Raw genomic sequence first — 13667 nt, 5'->3', positions numbered from 1 at the left:
TTTCGATAGGGTAAACGTTATGGACGGTACTACGCTGCTGCCGCTGATCGGGATACCGATCGTGGTTATTGGTTTTGCACTGCGCTTCAACCCGCTGCTGGTGGTCGTGGTGGCGGGGCTGGCGACGGGTCTGCTGGTCGGCATGGATTTCGGCATGCTGCTGGAGACCTTTGGCGAGAAGTTCGTCAATAGCCGATCGCTGCCCACCTTCATCCTGATCCTGCCGGTGATTGGTCTGCTGGAATATTACGGGCTAAAAGAGCGCGCCCAGGCCTGGGTGGCGAAGATCGCCAGCGCCACCTCGGCGCGTATTCTGATGCTCTATTTTGTCGCGCGGGAAGGCACCGCCGCGCTGGGCCTGATGTCGCTGGGAGGTCATGCCCAGACTGTGCGCCCGCTGCTGGCGCCGATGGCCGAAGGGGCGGCGCTGAACGAATATGGCGAGCTGCCGCAGCACATCCGCGACAAAATCAAAGCCCACGCCGCCGCGTGCGACAACATCGCGGTCTTCTTTGGGGAAGATATCTTTATTGCCTTCGGGGCGGTGCTGCTGATCGACGCGTTCCTGAAAGAGAATGGTATTCAGGGCATTGAACCGCTGCATATCGGCCTGTGGGCCATTCCAACCGCCATTGCGGCATTAGTTATTCATATGACGCGCCTGCTGCGCCTCGATGCAAGCATCCGCCGCGACGTGATGGCCTGGCGTGCAGAGCAGGGTACGCAGGAGGCTGTGCAATGATGACGCTTATCACCATTAACCGCGTGTACTACCTGATTGGCTTTGTCGTGATGCTGCTGGTTGTGATGACCCTGCGCGATCGCGCTAATCCAAAGCGTTTTACCACCGCGCTGTTCTGGTTCTTGTTTGGCGGGATCTTCCTGTTTGGCGATCTGATGGTCCAGGAGCTGGGGAAATCGCTGGCGTACCGGATAATCGGCGGCGGCGTTATCGTTATCGCGCTGCTGGCGGGTTTTGGCCTCGTCGGGAAAGGACACTATAAAATGTCAACCGAGGAGGAGCGCGTCGCGTCGTCAAACCGGCTTAAAAACTGGCTGTTCCTGCCCGCGCTGATGATCCCGGTGGTGACGGTGCTGGGCACGTTATTCCTGAAGGGCGTTTCGATCGGCGGCGTGTTTCTGCTCGATCAGAAACAGCTGACCCTGGCGGCGCTGTGCGTGGCCTGCGTCGCGGCGATCCTCACCGGCTGGTGGCTGACCAAAGGCACGCCGCTGCATGCCGTTCGTCAGTCTCGTCGTCTTGTCGATACCATCGGCTGGGCGGTGATCCTGCCGCAGATGCTGGCCATGCTCGGCGGCGTGTTCGTGGTGGCCAACACCGGCGACTCGGTGCAGAAGGTGGTGAGCCTGTTTGTGAACCCGGATAGCCGCTTCATGCTGGTGGTCATTTACTGCGTGGGTATGGCGCTGTTTACCATGATCATGGGTAATGCCTTTGCGGCCTTCCCGGTGTTAAGTGCCGGTATCGCCTTGCCGTTTCTCATCAACGTGCATCACGGCAACCCGGCGCCGCTGCTGGCGATTGGCATGTACGCGGGCTATTGCGGCACGCTGATGACGCCGATGGCCGCGAACTTCAATATCGTTCCCGCCGCGCTGCTGGAGCTTAAGGACAAATATCAGGTGATCAAGATCCAGATCCCGACCGCGTTAACCCTGCTGGTGGTGAACGTGTTCTTAATGTATTTCCTCGTGTTTCGCTAAGGAGCTGTCATGGAATTAACGCAAGATCAGGCCGACGCGTTTGCCCGCATGCCTTTGACCTATTTGCGCCAGGAATACCCGAACCACATCATGCACCTGCTGAATGATGATGGTGACGTTCTGCCGCCGCGCGAGCTGCATCCCATTTTCTACGGTTGTTTTGACTGGCACTCGGCGGTGCACGGCTACTGGCTGCTGCTGCGCTGCGTGCGGCTCTATCCAGAATTACCTTGCCGGGATGCGATCGTCGCGCTTTTTGACGAGCACATAACCGAAGAGAACGTGGCGAAGGAACTGGCCTATTTCACCGCTCCGTTCCGCGCCTCGTTTGAGCGGCCGTATGGCTACGGCTGGCTGCTTGCGCTGGCCCAGGAGCTGAAACAGTCGTCGCTGCCGCAGGCCGCGGGCTGGTATCAGATGCTGGAGCCGTTAACTCAGGACATTCGCAACCGGCTGGTGGATTACCTCGGCAAGCTCACCTATCCGATCCGCGTCGGGACGCACTACAACACCGCGTTTGCCCTCGCGCTGGCGCTCGATTACGGTCGCGCAGTGGGAGACAAGGCGCTTGAACAGGCGATTGTGGCAGCGGCGGAGCGGTTTTATCTCGCCGACACGCGCTATCCGGCTCATTATGAGCCCGGCGGAGACGAGTATATTTCCGGCGCGCTGACGGAGGCGCTGCTGATGAGCAAAGTGTCTGAAGACTTCCCGGCCTGGTTTGACGCGTTTCTCCCGGAGGTGGGTGCCGTTACGGCGCTGATGAATCCGGCGGAAGTGAGCGATCGCACCGACCCGAAAATTGCCCATCTCGACGGATTAAACCTCAGCCGCGCGTGGTGTATGAAGCATATTGCCAAAGCGCTTCCCGCTAACCATCCGGCGCAGCAGGCGCTGCGCGAGGCAGTGACTAAACATCTGGCCGCAAGCGTTGAGCATGTGGTCGGCAGCCACTACAGCGGCGGGCACTGGCTGGCGAGCTTTGCGCTGCTGGCGCTGGAGTAAATAAACGCGCTGCGCCGTGAGGCGCAGCCTGTTAAGCCGATGCCCGAACCGCAGGGCGCAGCCTGCTCAGGCTAAATAAGACCGATCCCGTTGAGGCAATCACCGCAATCCACAGCGCCAGATGCACGGCCCGGTCATCAAGCGTTTGATGATCTGACCCTGTCGTCACAGCCAGCAGCACCCCCACCGCGGCGGCACCGAGACACTGGCCGAATGTCCTGACGATAGAAAGCACGCCAGAGGCATAGCTGGCATATTCCCGCGCCACGTTAGAGAGCATTTCCCGGTTATTGGGACTCTGGAAGCAGCCAAACCCAATCCCACAAACCAGGCTGCGCAGGCAGATATTCCATACGGAAGGATTTGCCGGCAACGTCGCCAGCAGGACCAGCCCACCAACAAACACGATCAGCCCGAGGGTCGAGATCAGCGGCGCGGAAATGGTATCCGCCCAGCGACCCGCGTGCGGCGCGATCAGTACGATGCCAATCGGCCACGGGGTGAACAGCAGCGCGGACACTACAGGGCTGTAGCCATATACGCTCTGAAACAGGAACGGCAGCGCGACAAACGTGATCCCCTGGCTGACAAACGAGGCCAGCGAGGTCAGCGCGGCGAGGGTGAAGCGCCCGTTTCTGAACATCACCGGCGGCAGTAACGGATGTTGCGCACGCCGGATCCGCCAGGTAAAGGCGAAGGCGCTGACCAGCGCGAGAACGCCCCAGAAGATGGCCTGCGCGCTAATCTGTTGCGCCACGTGCTGAAGGCTGTCGGCCAGCATGATCGCGGAACCTAACAGGACGGCGGAGAGCACGGCGCCCGGCGCGTCAAAGGGAGTTCGGTCCACGGCCGATTCCCGCGGTAAGGCCCGCCATGCCAGCATCAGGGCGATGCTGCCCGGAATGAGGTTAATGGCGAACAGCCATTGCCAGCTCAGGGCGTCCAGTATTGTTCCTCCGAGCACAGGAGCAATCGCCGTGCTGGAGGCGATAAGCAGGGCGTGCAGCCCCAGAATGCGGCCAAGCAGTCGGCCAGGAAAAACCGAACGCAGGATCGCCGGGGCGATACTCAGGGTCGCCGCCCCGCCGATGCCCTGCAGGATCCGCATCCCGGTTAACATTTCCGGCGTTGTTGCCAGCGCGCAGCCGAGTGAGGTGAGCGTAAAGGTGGCAAGTCCGCTCAGAAAGACCGGGCGATAGCCCACGCGCGCCGCCAGCGCGGCGAAAATAGCCAGCGTCATCGCCGCTGACAGCAGATAGCCGTTGGCGAACCAGACCGCAACGTTCGCGGAGACCTGCATCGCCCTTGCCATAGAGGGGAGCGCGATGTTGATCATGGTGCCGTCAAAGACGCCCATCAGCGTGGTGGTCATAACGGCGGCCAGGACCCGGGCGCGTTCATGCCCGGGTAAACCTTCATCGCCAGGCTGGTTTGAAAAGAGCGTCATCGTCGTTACTCCGAAAAAGAATCGTGATGACGAAACTATAATCATGCGGTATACAGGGCGGAAGACGCAGCATTTGCACTTAATCATTGCGCGTAACGCCATATCTGAGGAGCCATCGTGTCCGATCCTGATTTTAACCTTCTGGTTGCGCTCGACGTTTTGCTGGCAGAAGCCAGCGTGGCGGGCGCGGCGCGACGTTTGAACCTGAGCACCTCCGCCATGAGCCGCACCTTGAGCCGGCTGCGGGAGGTGACCGGCGATCCTATTCTTGTACGGGCCGGTCGTCATATGGTGCTGACGCCCTGGGCCGAAGCCACCCGGGACCGCGCCAGAAGCGCCGTCTACGAGGCAAGGGCGGTTCTGCAGCCCTCCACCGACACGCTGAAGGTGGAAAATCTCGAACGGCTGTTCACCATCCGGGCCAACGACGGTTTTGTGGTGGCATTTGGGCCACTACTTATTGCGGCGGTGGCGGAGGTGGCGCCCGACGTCTGTATTCGTTTTTCGCCGAAACCTGAAAAAACGTCGCGCTATTTGCGCGAGGGGCTTGTCGACCTGGAGATTGGCGTGCAGAACAATATGGGGCCTGAAATACGGCTGCAAAGGCTCTTTCAGGATCGGTTTGTTGGCGCGGTGCGCAAGGGGCATCCGCTGTCATTACGGCATGATGTCAGCCTTGACGATTATGTCGCATGGGGCCATGTTGTAGCCTCTCCGAACGGATCGTTGCATGGGGCTGTCGATGACGCGCTGGCAGAACGGGGGATGAAACGCAAGATCGCCAGCGTGGTGCCCGGCTTTCCTACGGCGTTATCCGTGGCGCTGGCCTCCGATCTGATTGCCATGGTGCCTGCGTTGTACCTGCTCAATCAGCCGATGACCGAGCGCGTACACGTCTTTGAACTGCCCTTTAAAACCAGGACCATTACGGTGTCACAGATGTGGCATCCGCGCATGGAGCAGGACCCGGCGCACCGGTGGCTCAGAGAGAAAGTGCTGGAGGTGTGCCGTTCCGTGCGCTGAGCGCTCAGGCAACCTTTCCCGGCACGGTGAGGATGAAGCGCGTCGACACCGCATCCGATTCCACGCGAACTTTTCCGTTGTGCGCCGTGACGATGGACTTCACGATGGCAAGCCCAATTCCGCTGCCTTCGCCTTTGCGCTGCCTGGACGGGTCGACGCGATAAAAACGGTCAAACAGCTTCGACAGATGCGCCTGCGGGATCGGCGTACCGGGGTTTTCTGTCACCAGCTCAACGTTGTTATCCTGTGTTCTGATGGAGACCGTTACCGTTTTCCCTTCCGGCGTATAGCGCAGGGCGTTGGAGAGCAGATTATTGATTGCTCTCCTGAACATCTGCGGATCGCCTTCTATCAGGCAGGGCATCCCGTTAAATTTCAGAGCGATGTGGCGTTCTTCCGCCCAGGCTTCGAAGAAATCAAACACCTTCATGACCTCGCCGCTTAAATCAAACATCACCCGATCCGGTATAAGCTGATTATTATCCGCCTGAGCAAGGAACAGCATGTCGCTGACCATGCGGGTCATCCGGTTGTACTCTTCGAGGCTGGAGTACAACACATCTTCCAGCTCCTTTTGAGAACGGTTCTGGCTCAGCGCGATTTCCGTTTGCGTCACCAGGTTGGTGATGGGGGTTCTGATTTCGTGCGCGATGTCGGCGGAAAAGTTAGCCTGACGGGTAAAAACATCTTCAATCTTTTCGATCATCTGGTTGAAGGAGATGACCAGCTGCTCCAGCTCAACGGGGACGCGGGACGGCTCCAGCCGCGCGTCAAGATTTTCGGAGGTGATGTTTTTAATAGCGTTGCTGACGTTACGCAGGGGCAAATGTCCCTGGCGCACGGCGATGCGGATGACAAGAATAATCAGCAGGCTGATAACGGCGGCAATCGCCAGAAGGTTTTTTTTCAACGCCTCAAGGTAGTGCAGATGAAAATTAATGGAGAGCCCGATCAGCATCACGTAGCCCTGCGTTTTGCCCTGCAGCGTCGCCGTGCCTGAGGAGGCGATAATCCGGTACGTTTCCATTTTCATGTCGGACCCGCCGTGCATGGGGTCGGCCGGGCCTTCAACCGTCCAGAGAAACACATCCTGCGCGCGGCGGTGTTCGCTAAAGTTCGCCGTGTTCATCGCGGGGCGCAGTGCCGCTCCTTGCGCCGAGCTGAACAGGGTATTGCCCTGCGGATCCAGAAGCAGGACGGCCACGTTGCGGTAGCTGGCGATCGACTCTTTGATCTTGCTGATTTTCTTTTGGTCAGGATCGGCCGGTGACTGCAGGATGCGGTGCATCGCGGTGCTGATTTGCTGCAGGTCGCTGATATCCTGCTCGGCGAAGTGCTTTTCAACGGAATGCAGCATAAACCAGGTAAAGGCGAAAAAGGCCAGTATCGTGGAGAGGCTGATAAAAAAGGTCAGCCGCAGCGCAAGCGAGAACGGGCGTCGGAGGGGCTTAACGCGCATCCGGGACCTCCAGCATATAACCCACGCCGCGCACCGTCTGGATCAGCTTCGGTTCAAAATCGTTATCGATTTTCGCGCGAAGCCGTTTTACCGCCACGTCAATCGCGTTTGTGTCGCTGTCAAAATTCATGTCCCATACCTGGGAGGCAATCAGTGAACGGGGAAGCACCTCTCCCTGATGACGCATGAAAAACTCCAGCAGGCTGAACTCTTTGCTGGTTAACAGGATGCGGCTTCCGGCTCGGCTGACCTTTCTCGACACAAGGTCAACCGTCAGGTCAGCCACCTGAAGCTGGCTTTCGGCGATCACCGTATTTCCGCGCCTCAACAGCGTCCTGACCCGGGCGAGCAGCTCGGCAAAGGCGAAAGGCTTAATCAGATAGTCATCCGCGCCCAGCTCAAGCCCCTTAACCCGGTGTTCAATCGTACCGAGAGCCGTCAGAAGTAGTATGGGCATCCCTTTGCCGGCAGAGCGGAGCATGCGGACAATGTCCCAGCCGTTCACATCGGGCAGCATGATATCCAGAATCAGCAGATCGTATTCAGCGGTCATGGCGAGATGGTAGCCGTTCAGGCCATTAACAGCGTGGTCCACGACAAACCCCGCTTCAGTGAGCCCCTTGCTGAGGTACTCACCGGTTTTCATTTCATCTTCAACGATCAGTATTTTCATCTTGCTCCCCTGACTGGCTGCTGATGACATTCTATGGAGCCCGCAACCGTTCACAATGACTTACGTTAAAAATGACAACATTGTCATTATCCCGTCACCCGTCAAACAGGAAGCGTTCAGTAGAGTAGCCCTAAAAATACTCTGGACTTCATTTGAACCGCTATGTTCCTGTTAAAACGACTCAGCATCAGTACGGTATTTATCCTGGCGGGCTGCGTCTCGCTGGCCCCCGAATACCAGCGCCCGGCATCACCGGTACCCCAGCAGTTTTCACTTTCGCGCAACGGCCTGACGCCTGCGGTGGTGGGGTATCAGGACACCGGGTGGCGCAACTTTTTCGTCGACCCGCAGGTAGCCGGGCTGATTACAGAAGCGCTGAACAATAATCGCGATGTAAAAATGGCCGCTCTGAAGGTTGAAGAGGCACGGGCGCAGTTCAGCGTGACGGATGCGGATCGTTATCCACAGCTGAATGCCTCCTCGGGTATCATCTACAGCGGTGGGTTGAAAAGTGACAAACCGACCTCTCAACAGTACGACGCGGGTTTTGAGCTTAGCTATGAACTCGACTTCTTCGGCAAGCTGAAGAACATGAGCGAGGCCGGCCGACAAAACTATTTCGCCAGCGAAGAGGCCCGTCGCGCGGTGCATATCCTGCTCGTCTCTAACGTTTCACAGAGTTATTTCAACCAGCAGCTGGCGTTTAAACAGCTGCGTATCGCGCGGGATACACTGAAAAATTACCGGCAGTCTTATGCGTTCGTTGAGCAACAGCTGGTGACGGGCAGTACGAACGTGCTGGCGCTGGAACAGGCCCGGGGACAGATCGAAAGCACGCAGGCAGAGATTGCCAAAAGAGAGGGAGAGCTGGCGCAGGCCAATAATGCCCTGCAGCTGGTCCTCGGCACGTATCGCGCGCTCCCGGGCGAGAGCGGCATGAACGCCAGCGACGTTGCGCCGGTAAAACTGCCGCCTCATCTCTCCTCAGCGATACTGCTGCAGCGCCCGGACATTTTGGAAGCGGAGTATCAGCTTAAAGCGGCCGATGCGAATATCGGCGCCGCGCGTGCCGCCTTTTTCCCGTCAATATCATTAACCAGCGGGCTTTCAACTGGCAGTACGGAATTATCCAGCCTGTTTACCGCGGGCAGCGGGATGTGGAATTTTATCCCTAAAATAGACATTCCCATTTTTAATGCGGGCAGGAATAAGGCAAACCTGAAGCTGGCCGAAATTCGCCAGCAGCAGTCGGTTATTAATTACGAACAAAAAATACAGGCCGCATTCAAACAGGTTGCCGACGCGCTCGCGCTGCGGGACAGCATCAACCAGCAGCTTGCTGCGCAGCAGCGGTACCTTGATTCACTCCGCATCACTCTTCAACGTGCAGGTGGGCTATATTCCAGTGGTGCAGTCAGCTATATCGAAGTCCTGGACGCGGAACGTTCTCTTTTCGCTACACAGCAAAATATTCTCGACCTTATTTATGCCAGGCAGGTTAATGAAATTAATCTCTTCACCGCGCTTGGCGGCGGTTGGGTCGAATAACGTTATTTAATTAAACAGGAAAATAAGCATGCGCAATTCTCTTAAGGCCATTGTATTCGGAGCGACCTCCATTGTGTTTTCTGCCAGCATCCAGGCTGAGGTTCATCAGCACGAGGGGATGAACTCTACCAGCGAAGCGACCTCAGAGCAGCTCATCACCGGGACCGGCATCGTGAAGGATATTGATCTCACGAATAAAAAAGTCACGATTTCTCATGAAGCGATCCCGGCGATTGGCTGGCCCTCGATGACCATGCGTTTCACCTTTATTCAGGCTGACGAGAGTATCAATGCATTGAAAGTCGGCAGTCATGTTGATTTTTCATTTGTTCAGCAGGGCAATATCTCTTTACTGAAGAGCATTAAATAGCGAGAAACGGCATGGCCTCATTCAAAATAAAATATGCAGCCATGATAGTCAGCAGCCTTATTGCGGGAGGGCTGATATCCGTGACGGCATGGCAGACACTTTATTCATCTGAAAAAACAGCAAATAGCGTTGCGGAAAGAAAGGTCCTTTTCTGGTATGACCCGATGAAGCCTGACGTGAAATTCGACAAGCCCGTTAAATCACCATTTATGGATATGGATCTGGTCCCGAAATATGCGGACGAAAATAACGATAAAAGCGGTGGCGGTATCCGTATCGATCCGACGCAGGTCCAGAATTTAGGATTAAAAACGCAAAAAGTGACGCGCGGAACGCTGAATTATGCCCAGACGATCCCGGCCAATGTCAGCTATAACGACTATCAGTTTGTCATTGTGCAGGCGCGCGCGGAAGGCTTCGTTGAGAAAGTCTACCCGCTGACGACGGGCGATAAGGTAAAGAAAGGCACGCCGCTGATTGATATTACCATTCCGGACTGGGTAGAGGCGCAGAGCGAGTTTCTGCTGTTATCCGGCACCGGCGGAACGCCGACGCAAATCAAAGGGGTTCTGGAACGGCTTCGGCTGGCGGGTATGCCGGATGAGGATATTCAGAGGCTGCGTGAGACCCGCACGATCCAGACACGGTTTACCATCAAGGCACCGATCGACGGGGTGATTACGGCCTTTGACCTCCGTACCGGGATGAATATTTCGAAAGAAAAGGTGGTGGCACAAATTCAGGGGATGGATCCGGTCTGGATCGGTGCGGCGGTCCCTGAGTCCATTGCTTATCTGCTGAAAGATACCTCGCAGTTTGCTGTTTCGATACCGGCCTGGCCGGATAAATCCTTCCCGGTTGAAAAATGGAGTCTTCTGCCGAGCGTGGATCCAACCACCCGTACGCTGCAGCTGCGCCTGCAGGTCTCCAACAAGGATGAGCTGCTGAAACCTGGCATGAATGCCTACCTGAAGCTGAATACCCACAGTCAGGAAATGCTGCTCATTCCGTCTCAGGCCGTTATTGATACCGGCAAAGAGCAGCGCGTTATTACCGTTGATACGAACGGGAATTTTATGCCGAAAAGGATCCGCGTTCTGCATGAATCTCAGCAGCAGTCCGGCATTGGTAGCGGACTGGAGGAGGGGGAGTCGGTGGTGGTCAGCGGTCTGTTCCTGATTGACTCGGAGGCCAATATTACCGGTGCGCTGGAGCGCATGCGCCACGTTGAAGCCGCTGACGACGCGCATTCAGGCCATTAAGGAGACGATGATGATTGAATGGATTATCCGACGGTCAGTGGCCAATCGTTTCCTGGTCATGATGGGGGCGCTGTTCCTCAGCGTCTGGGGCACATGGACGATTATTAACACGCCGGTCGATGCCTTACCCGATCTGTCTGACGTGCAGGTGATTATCAAAACCCGCTATCCCGGCCAGGCCCCGCAGATTGTTGAAAACCAGGTGACCTATCCACTCACCACCACCATGCTGTCGGTTCCCGGCGCAAAGACAGTGCGCGGCTTTTCGCAGTTTGGTGATTCGTACGTGTACGTCATTTTCGAAGATGGCACCGATTTGTACTGGGCCCGTTCGCGCGTGCTGGAGTACCTGAATCAGGTTCAGGGCAAACTCCCTGCCGGCGTGAGCTCGGAAATCGGCCCGGACGCCACGGGCGTGGGCTGGATATTTGAGTATGCGCTGGTGGACCGCAGCGGAAAACACGATCTCGCCGAGCTGCGATCATTGCAGGACTGGTTCCTGAAGTTTGAGCTGAAAACGATCCCGAACGTGGCCGAAGTGGCCTCCGTCGGCGGCGTGGTGAAGCAGTATCAGATTCAGGTTGACCCGTTAAAGCTGGCGCAGTTCGGCGTCAGCCTGCCGGAAGTTAAGCAGGCTCTTGAATCGTCTAATCAGGAAGCGGGGGGATCGTCCGTAGAAATCGCGGAAGCGGAATATATGGTGCGGGCCAGCGGCTATCTGCAGACCATCGATGATTTCAATCACATCGTCCTGAAAACCGGTGAGAACGGCGTGCCGATTTACCTGCGTGATGTTGCCCGCGTACAAACGGGGCCGGAAATGCGCCGTGGTATTGCCGAGCTGAACGGGCAGGGTGAAGTGGCGGGCGGCGTGGTGATCCTGCGTTCGGGTAAAAACGCGCGCGAGGTCATAACGGCGGTGAAAGACAAGCTGGAGACGCTGAAGGCCAGCCTGCCGGAAGGCGTTGAGATTGTGACTACCTACGATCGCAGCCAGCTCATCGATCGGGCAATCGACAACCTGAGCGGCAAGCTTCTTGAGGAGTTTATCGTGGTGGCCATCGTCTGCGCGCTGTTCCTGTGGCACGTCCGCTCTGCGCTGGTCGCAATTATCTCTCTGCCGCTTGGCCTGTGTATTGCCTTTATCGTTATGCATTTCCAGGGGCTGAACGCTAATATCATGTCGCTGGGAGGCATTGCCATTGCCGTCGGCGCGATGGTGGATGCCGCCATCGTGATGATTGAAAATGCGCATAAACGGCTGGAAGAGTGGGACCACCGCCACCCGGGGGAGCCGATTGATAACGCCACCCGCTGGAAGGTGATCACCAACGCCTCTGTAGAGGTTGGCCCCGCGCTGTTTATCAGCCTGCTGATCATTACCTTGTCGTTTATTCCCATCTTTACCCTCGAGGGACAGGAAGGGCGGCTGTTTGGTCCACTGGCCTTCACGAAAACGTACGCCATGGCGGGGGCGGCCGCGCTGGCCATCATCGTGATCCCCATCCTGATGGGATTCTGGATCCGGGGTAAAATCCCCGCAGAGACCAGTAACCCATTGAACCGGTTGCTTATTAAAGCCTACCATCCGCTTCTGATCAGGGTGCTCCACTGGCCAAAAACCACCCTGCTGGTTGCGACCTTATCCATATTCACGGTTATTTGGCCACTTAGCCAGGTGGGCGGCGAGTTCCTGCCAAAGATCAACGAAGGCGATCTGCTGTATATGCCATCAACATTGCCGGGTGTGTCTCCGGCAGAAGCGGCCGCGCTCTTACAGACCACGGACAAGTTAATAAAAACAGTCCCTGAAGTGGCCTCTGTCTTCGGCAAGACCGGCAAAGCCGAAACGGCAACGGATTCCGCGCCGCTCGAAATGGTCGAAACCACCATTCAGCTTAAGCCTGAGGATCAGTGGCGACCCGGCATGACGATTGACAAGATCGTTAACGAGCTCGACAAGACCGTTCGTTTGCCTGGCCTGGCGAATCTCTGGGTTCCGCCCATCCGCAACCGCATCGATATGCTTTCAACCGGGATTAAAAGCCCCATTGGTATCAAGGTGTCAGGTACCGTTCTGGCTGATATCGACGCCACGGCGCAACGCATAGAGGCAGTCGCCAAAACGGTGCCGGGCGTGGTGTCAGCCCTGGCTGAACGTCTGGAAGGCGGGCGCTACATTGACGTTGATATCAACCGGGAAAAAGCCTCCCGCTACGGGATGACGGTGGGCGACGTGCAGCTGTTCGTCTCCACGGCCATCGGCGGGGCGACGGTGGGAGAAACGGTGGAAGGCGTCGCACGGTATCCGATTAATATTCGCTATCCTCAGGACTACCGAAACAGCCCGACCGCGCTGAGGCAGATGCCGATCCTGACGCCGATGAAACAGCAGATCACGCTGGGCGATGTGGCGGATATCAACGTCGTTTCCGGCCCTACGATGCTGAAAACGGAGAATGCCCGTCCTGCGAGCTGGATTTATATCGATGCCCGCGGCAGGGATATGGTGTCGGTGGTGAACGACATTAAGACTGCTATTAGTCAGAACGTAAAGCTGAGACCGGGCACCAGCGTCGCATTCTCTGGACAGTTTGAACTGCTTGAGCACGCCAATAAGAAACTGAAGCTAATGGTACCGATGACGGTGATGATCATCTTCATTCTGCTGTATCTGGCATTCCGTCGCGTGGATGAAGCGTTGCTGATCCTGATGAGTCTGCCGTTCGCGCTGGTCGGGGGGATATGGTTCCTGTACTGGCAGGGTTTCCATATGTCTGTGGCAACCGGCACCGGCTTTATCGCTCTGGCAGGGGTGGCGGCAGAATTTGGGGTGGTCATGCTGATGTATTTGCGTCATGCCGTTGAAGCGCATCCGAAGTTATCCCATCGGGAAACCTTCATCGTACAGGGACTTGATGACGCCCTTTATCATGGCGCCGTGCTGCGCGTGCGGCCAAAGGCGATGACCGTCGCGTTGATTATTGCCGGTCTGCTGCCCATTCTCTGGGGAACCGGTGCCGGATCAGAAGTCATGAGCCGGATAGCGGCGCCAATGATTGGCGGCATGATCACGGCTCCGCTGCTATCGCTGTTTATTATCCCTGCGGCGTATAAGTTGATTTGGTTGCGCAGGCTTAAAAAACCATAAAAAA

Annotated in this window: 11 protein-coding genes; 8 read left to right on the top strand and 3 right to left on the bottom strand. The window is 56.9% G+C overall.

Annotated features, from left to right (window positions below):
• Window positions 1-19: 19 nt before the first annotated feature.
• The 3 genes from KGP22_RS10950 to KGP22_RS10940 are packed head-to-tail and all read left to right on the top strand — an operon-like array spanning window position 20 to window position 2730.
• Window positions 20-742 carry a DUF969 domain-containing protein gene (locus KGP22_RS10950; protein WP_223582314.1) on the top strand — a complete coding sequence of 241 codons (723 nt, stop codon included), beginning with the start codon at window positions 20-22 and terminating at the stop codon, window positions 740-742.
• Complete coding sequence (locus KGP22_RS10945) at window positions 739-1725, top strand: DUF979 domain-containing protein (protein WP_115875082.1); 987 nt, start codon at window positions 739-741, stop codon at window positions 1723-1725. Before KGP22_RS10950 ends, KGP22_RS10945 begins: the two co-directional genes overlap by 4 nt.
• A 9-nt stretch (window positions 1726-1734) precedes the next feature.
• Window positions 1735-2730: a DUF2891 domain-containing protein gene (locus tag KGP22_RS10940; RefSeq protein WP_127730926.1), complete on the top strand. Its 996-nt coding sequence runs from the start codon at window positions 1735-1737 to the stop codon at window positions 2728-2730.
• A gap of 31 nt (window positions 2731-2761) precedes the next feature.
• Here KGP22_RS10940 and KGP22_RS10935 read toward each other — a convergent pair whose 3' ends face one another.
• Window positions 2762-4177 (bottom strand): MFS transporter, encoded by a 1416-nt coding sequence (locus KGP22_RS10935; RefSeq protein WP_223582312.1) that lies wholly within the window; start codon window positions 4175-4177, stop codon window positions 2762-2764.
• Between the two features lie 117 nt (window positions 4178-4294).
• On the opposite strand from KGP22_RS10935, the gene KGP22_RS10930 reads away from it, so the two are divergent.
• Window positions 4295-5200, top strand: a complete 906-nt coding sequence (locus tag KGP22_RS10930) for a LysR family transcriptional regulator (protein ID WP_223582310.1) — start codon at window positions 4295-4297, stop codon at window positions 5198-5200.
• A gap of 4 nt (window positions 5201-5204) precedes the next feature.
• Here the strand turns inward: KGP22_RS10930 and KGP22_RS10925 are convergent, their stop codons facing one another.
• A complete protein-coding gene (locus tag KGP22_RS10925; protein WP_149366924.1) occupies window positions 5205-6659 on the bottom strand; it encodes a Cu(+)/Ag(+) sensor histidine kinase in 1455 nt (484 codons plus the stop codon).
• On the bottom strand, window positions 6649-7332 hold the full coding sequence (locus KGP22_RS10920) for a copper/silver response regulator transcription factor (protein ID WP_111963563.1): 684 nt from the start codon (window positions 7330-7332) through the stop codon (window positions 6649-6651). The genes KGP22_RS10925 and KGP22_RS10920 overlap by 11 nt, the downstream gene beginning before the upstream one ends.
• A 162-nt stretch (window positions 7333-7494) precedes the next feature.
• Here KGP22_RS10920 and KGP22_RS10915 point away from each other — a divergent pair, with 162 nt between their 5' ends.
• The 4 genes from KGP22_RS10915 to silA are packed head-to-tail and all read left to right on the top strand — an operon-like array spanning window position 7495 to window position 13663.
• Window positions 7495-8880 (top strand): efflux transporter outer membrane subunit, encoded by a 1386-nt coding sequence (locus KGP22_RS10915; protein WP_223582308.1) that lies wholly within the window; start codon window positions 7495-7497, stop codon window positions 8878-8880.
• 28 nt (window positions 8881-8908) lie between these two features.
• Window positions 8909-9250 (top strand): cation efflux system protein CusF, encoded by a 342-nt coding sequence (gene cusF / locus KGP22_RS10910; RefSeq protein ID WP_223582305.1) that lies wholly within the window; start codon window positions 8909-8911, stop codon window positions 9248-9250.
• 11 nt (window positions 9251-9261) lie between these two features.
• Window positions 9262-10512: an efflux RND transporter periplasmic adaptor subunit gene (locus KGP22_RS10905; RefSeq protein ID WP_223582294.1), complete on the top strand. Its 1251-nt coding sequence runs from the start codon at window positions 9262-9264 to the stop codon at window positions 10510-10512.
• A gap of 10 nt (window positions 10513-10522) precedes the next feature.
• Entirely contained in the window at window positions 10523-13663 is a 3141-nt protein-coding gene (gene silA / locus KGP22_RS10900; protein ID WP_223582428.1) for a Cu(+)/Ag(+) efflux RND transporter permease subunit SilA, read from the top strand.
• Window positions 13664-13667 lie beyond the last annotated feature (4 nt).

The organism is Enterobacter sp. JBIWA005 (assembly GCF_019968805.1).
GTDB classification, from domain to species: domain Bacteria; phylum Pseudomonadota; class Gammaproteobacteria; order Enterobacterales; family Enterobacteriaceae; genus Enterobacter; species Enterobacter vonholyi.
This window is presented reverse-complemented; position numbering and strand designations above follow the sequence as displayed.

Coding starts and splice junctions, on each gene's coding strand:
- KGP22_RS10950 (WP_223582314.1), top strand. CDS start 20: ATGGACGGTACTACGCTGCTGCCGCTGATCGGGATACCGATCGTGGTT.
- KGP22_RS10945 (WP_115875082.1), top strand. CDS start 739: ATGATGACGCTTATCACCATTAACCGCGTGTACTACCTGATTGGCTTT.
- KGP22_RS10940 (WP_127730926.1), top strand. CDS start 1,735: ATGGAATTAACGCAAGATCAGGCCGACGCGTTTGCCCGCATGCCTTTG.
- KGP22_RS10935 (WP_223582312.1), bottom strand. CDS start 4,177: ATGACGCTCTTTTCAAACCAGCCTGGCGATGAAGGTTTACCCGGGCAT.
- KGP22_RS10925 (WP_149366924.1), bottom strand. CDS start 6,659: ATGCGCGTTAAGCCCCTCCGACGCCCGTTCTCGCTTGCGCTGCGGCTG.
- KGP22_RS10920 (WP_111963563.1), bottom strand. CDS start 7,332: ATGAAAATACTGATCGTTGAAGATGAAATGAAAACCGGTGAGTACCTC.
- KGP22_RS10915 (WP_223582308.1), top strand. CDS start 7,495: ATGTTCCTGTTAAAACGACTCAGCATCAGTACGGTATTTATCCTGGCG.
- cusF (WP_223582305.1), top strand. CDS start 8,909: ATGCGCAATTCTCTTAAGGCCATTGTATTCGGAGCGACCTCCATTGTG.
- KGP22_RS10905 (WP_223582294.1), top strand. CDS start 9,262: ATGGCCTCATTCAAAATAAAATATGCAGCCATGATAGTCAGCAGCCTT.
- silA (WP_223582428.1), top strand. CDS start 10,523: ATGATTGAATGGATTATCCGACGGTCAGTGGCCAATCGTTTCCTGGTC.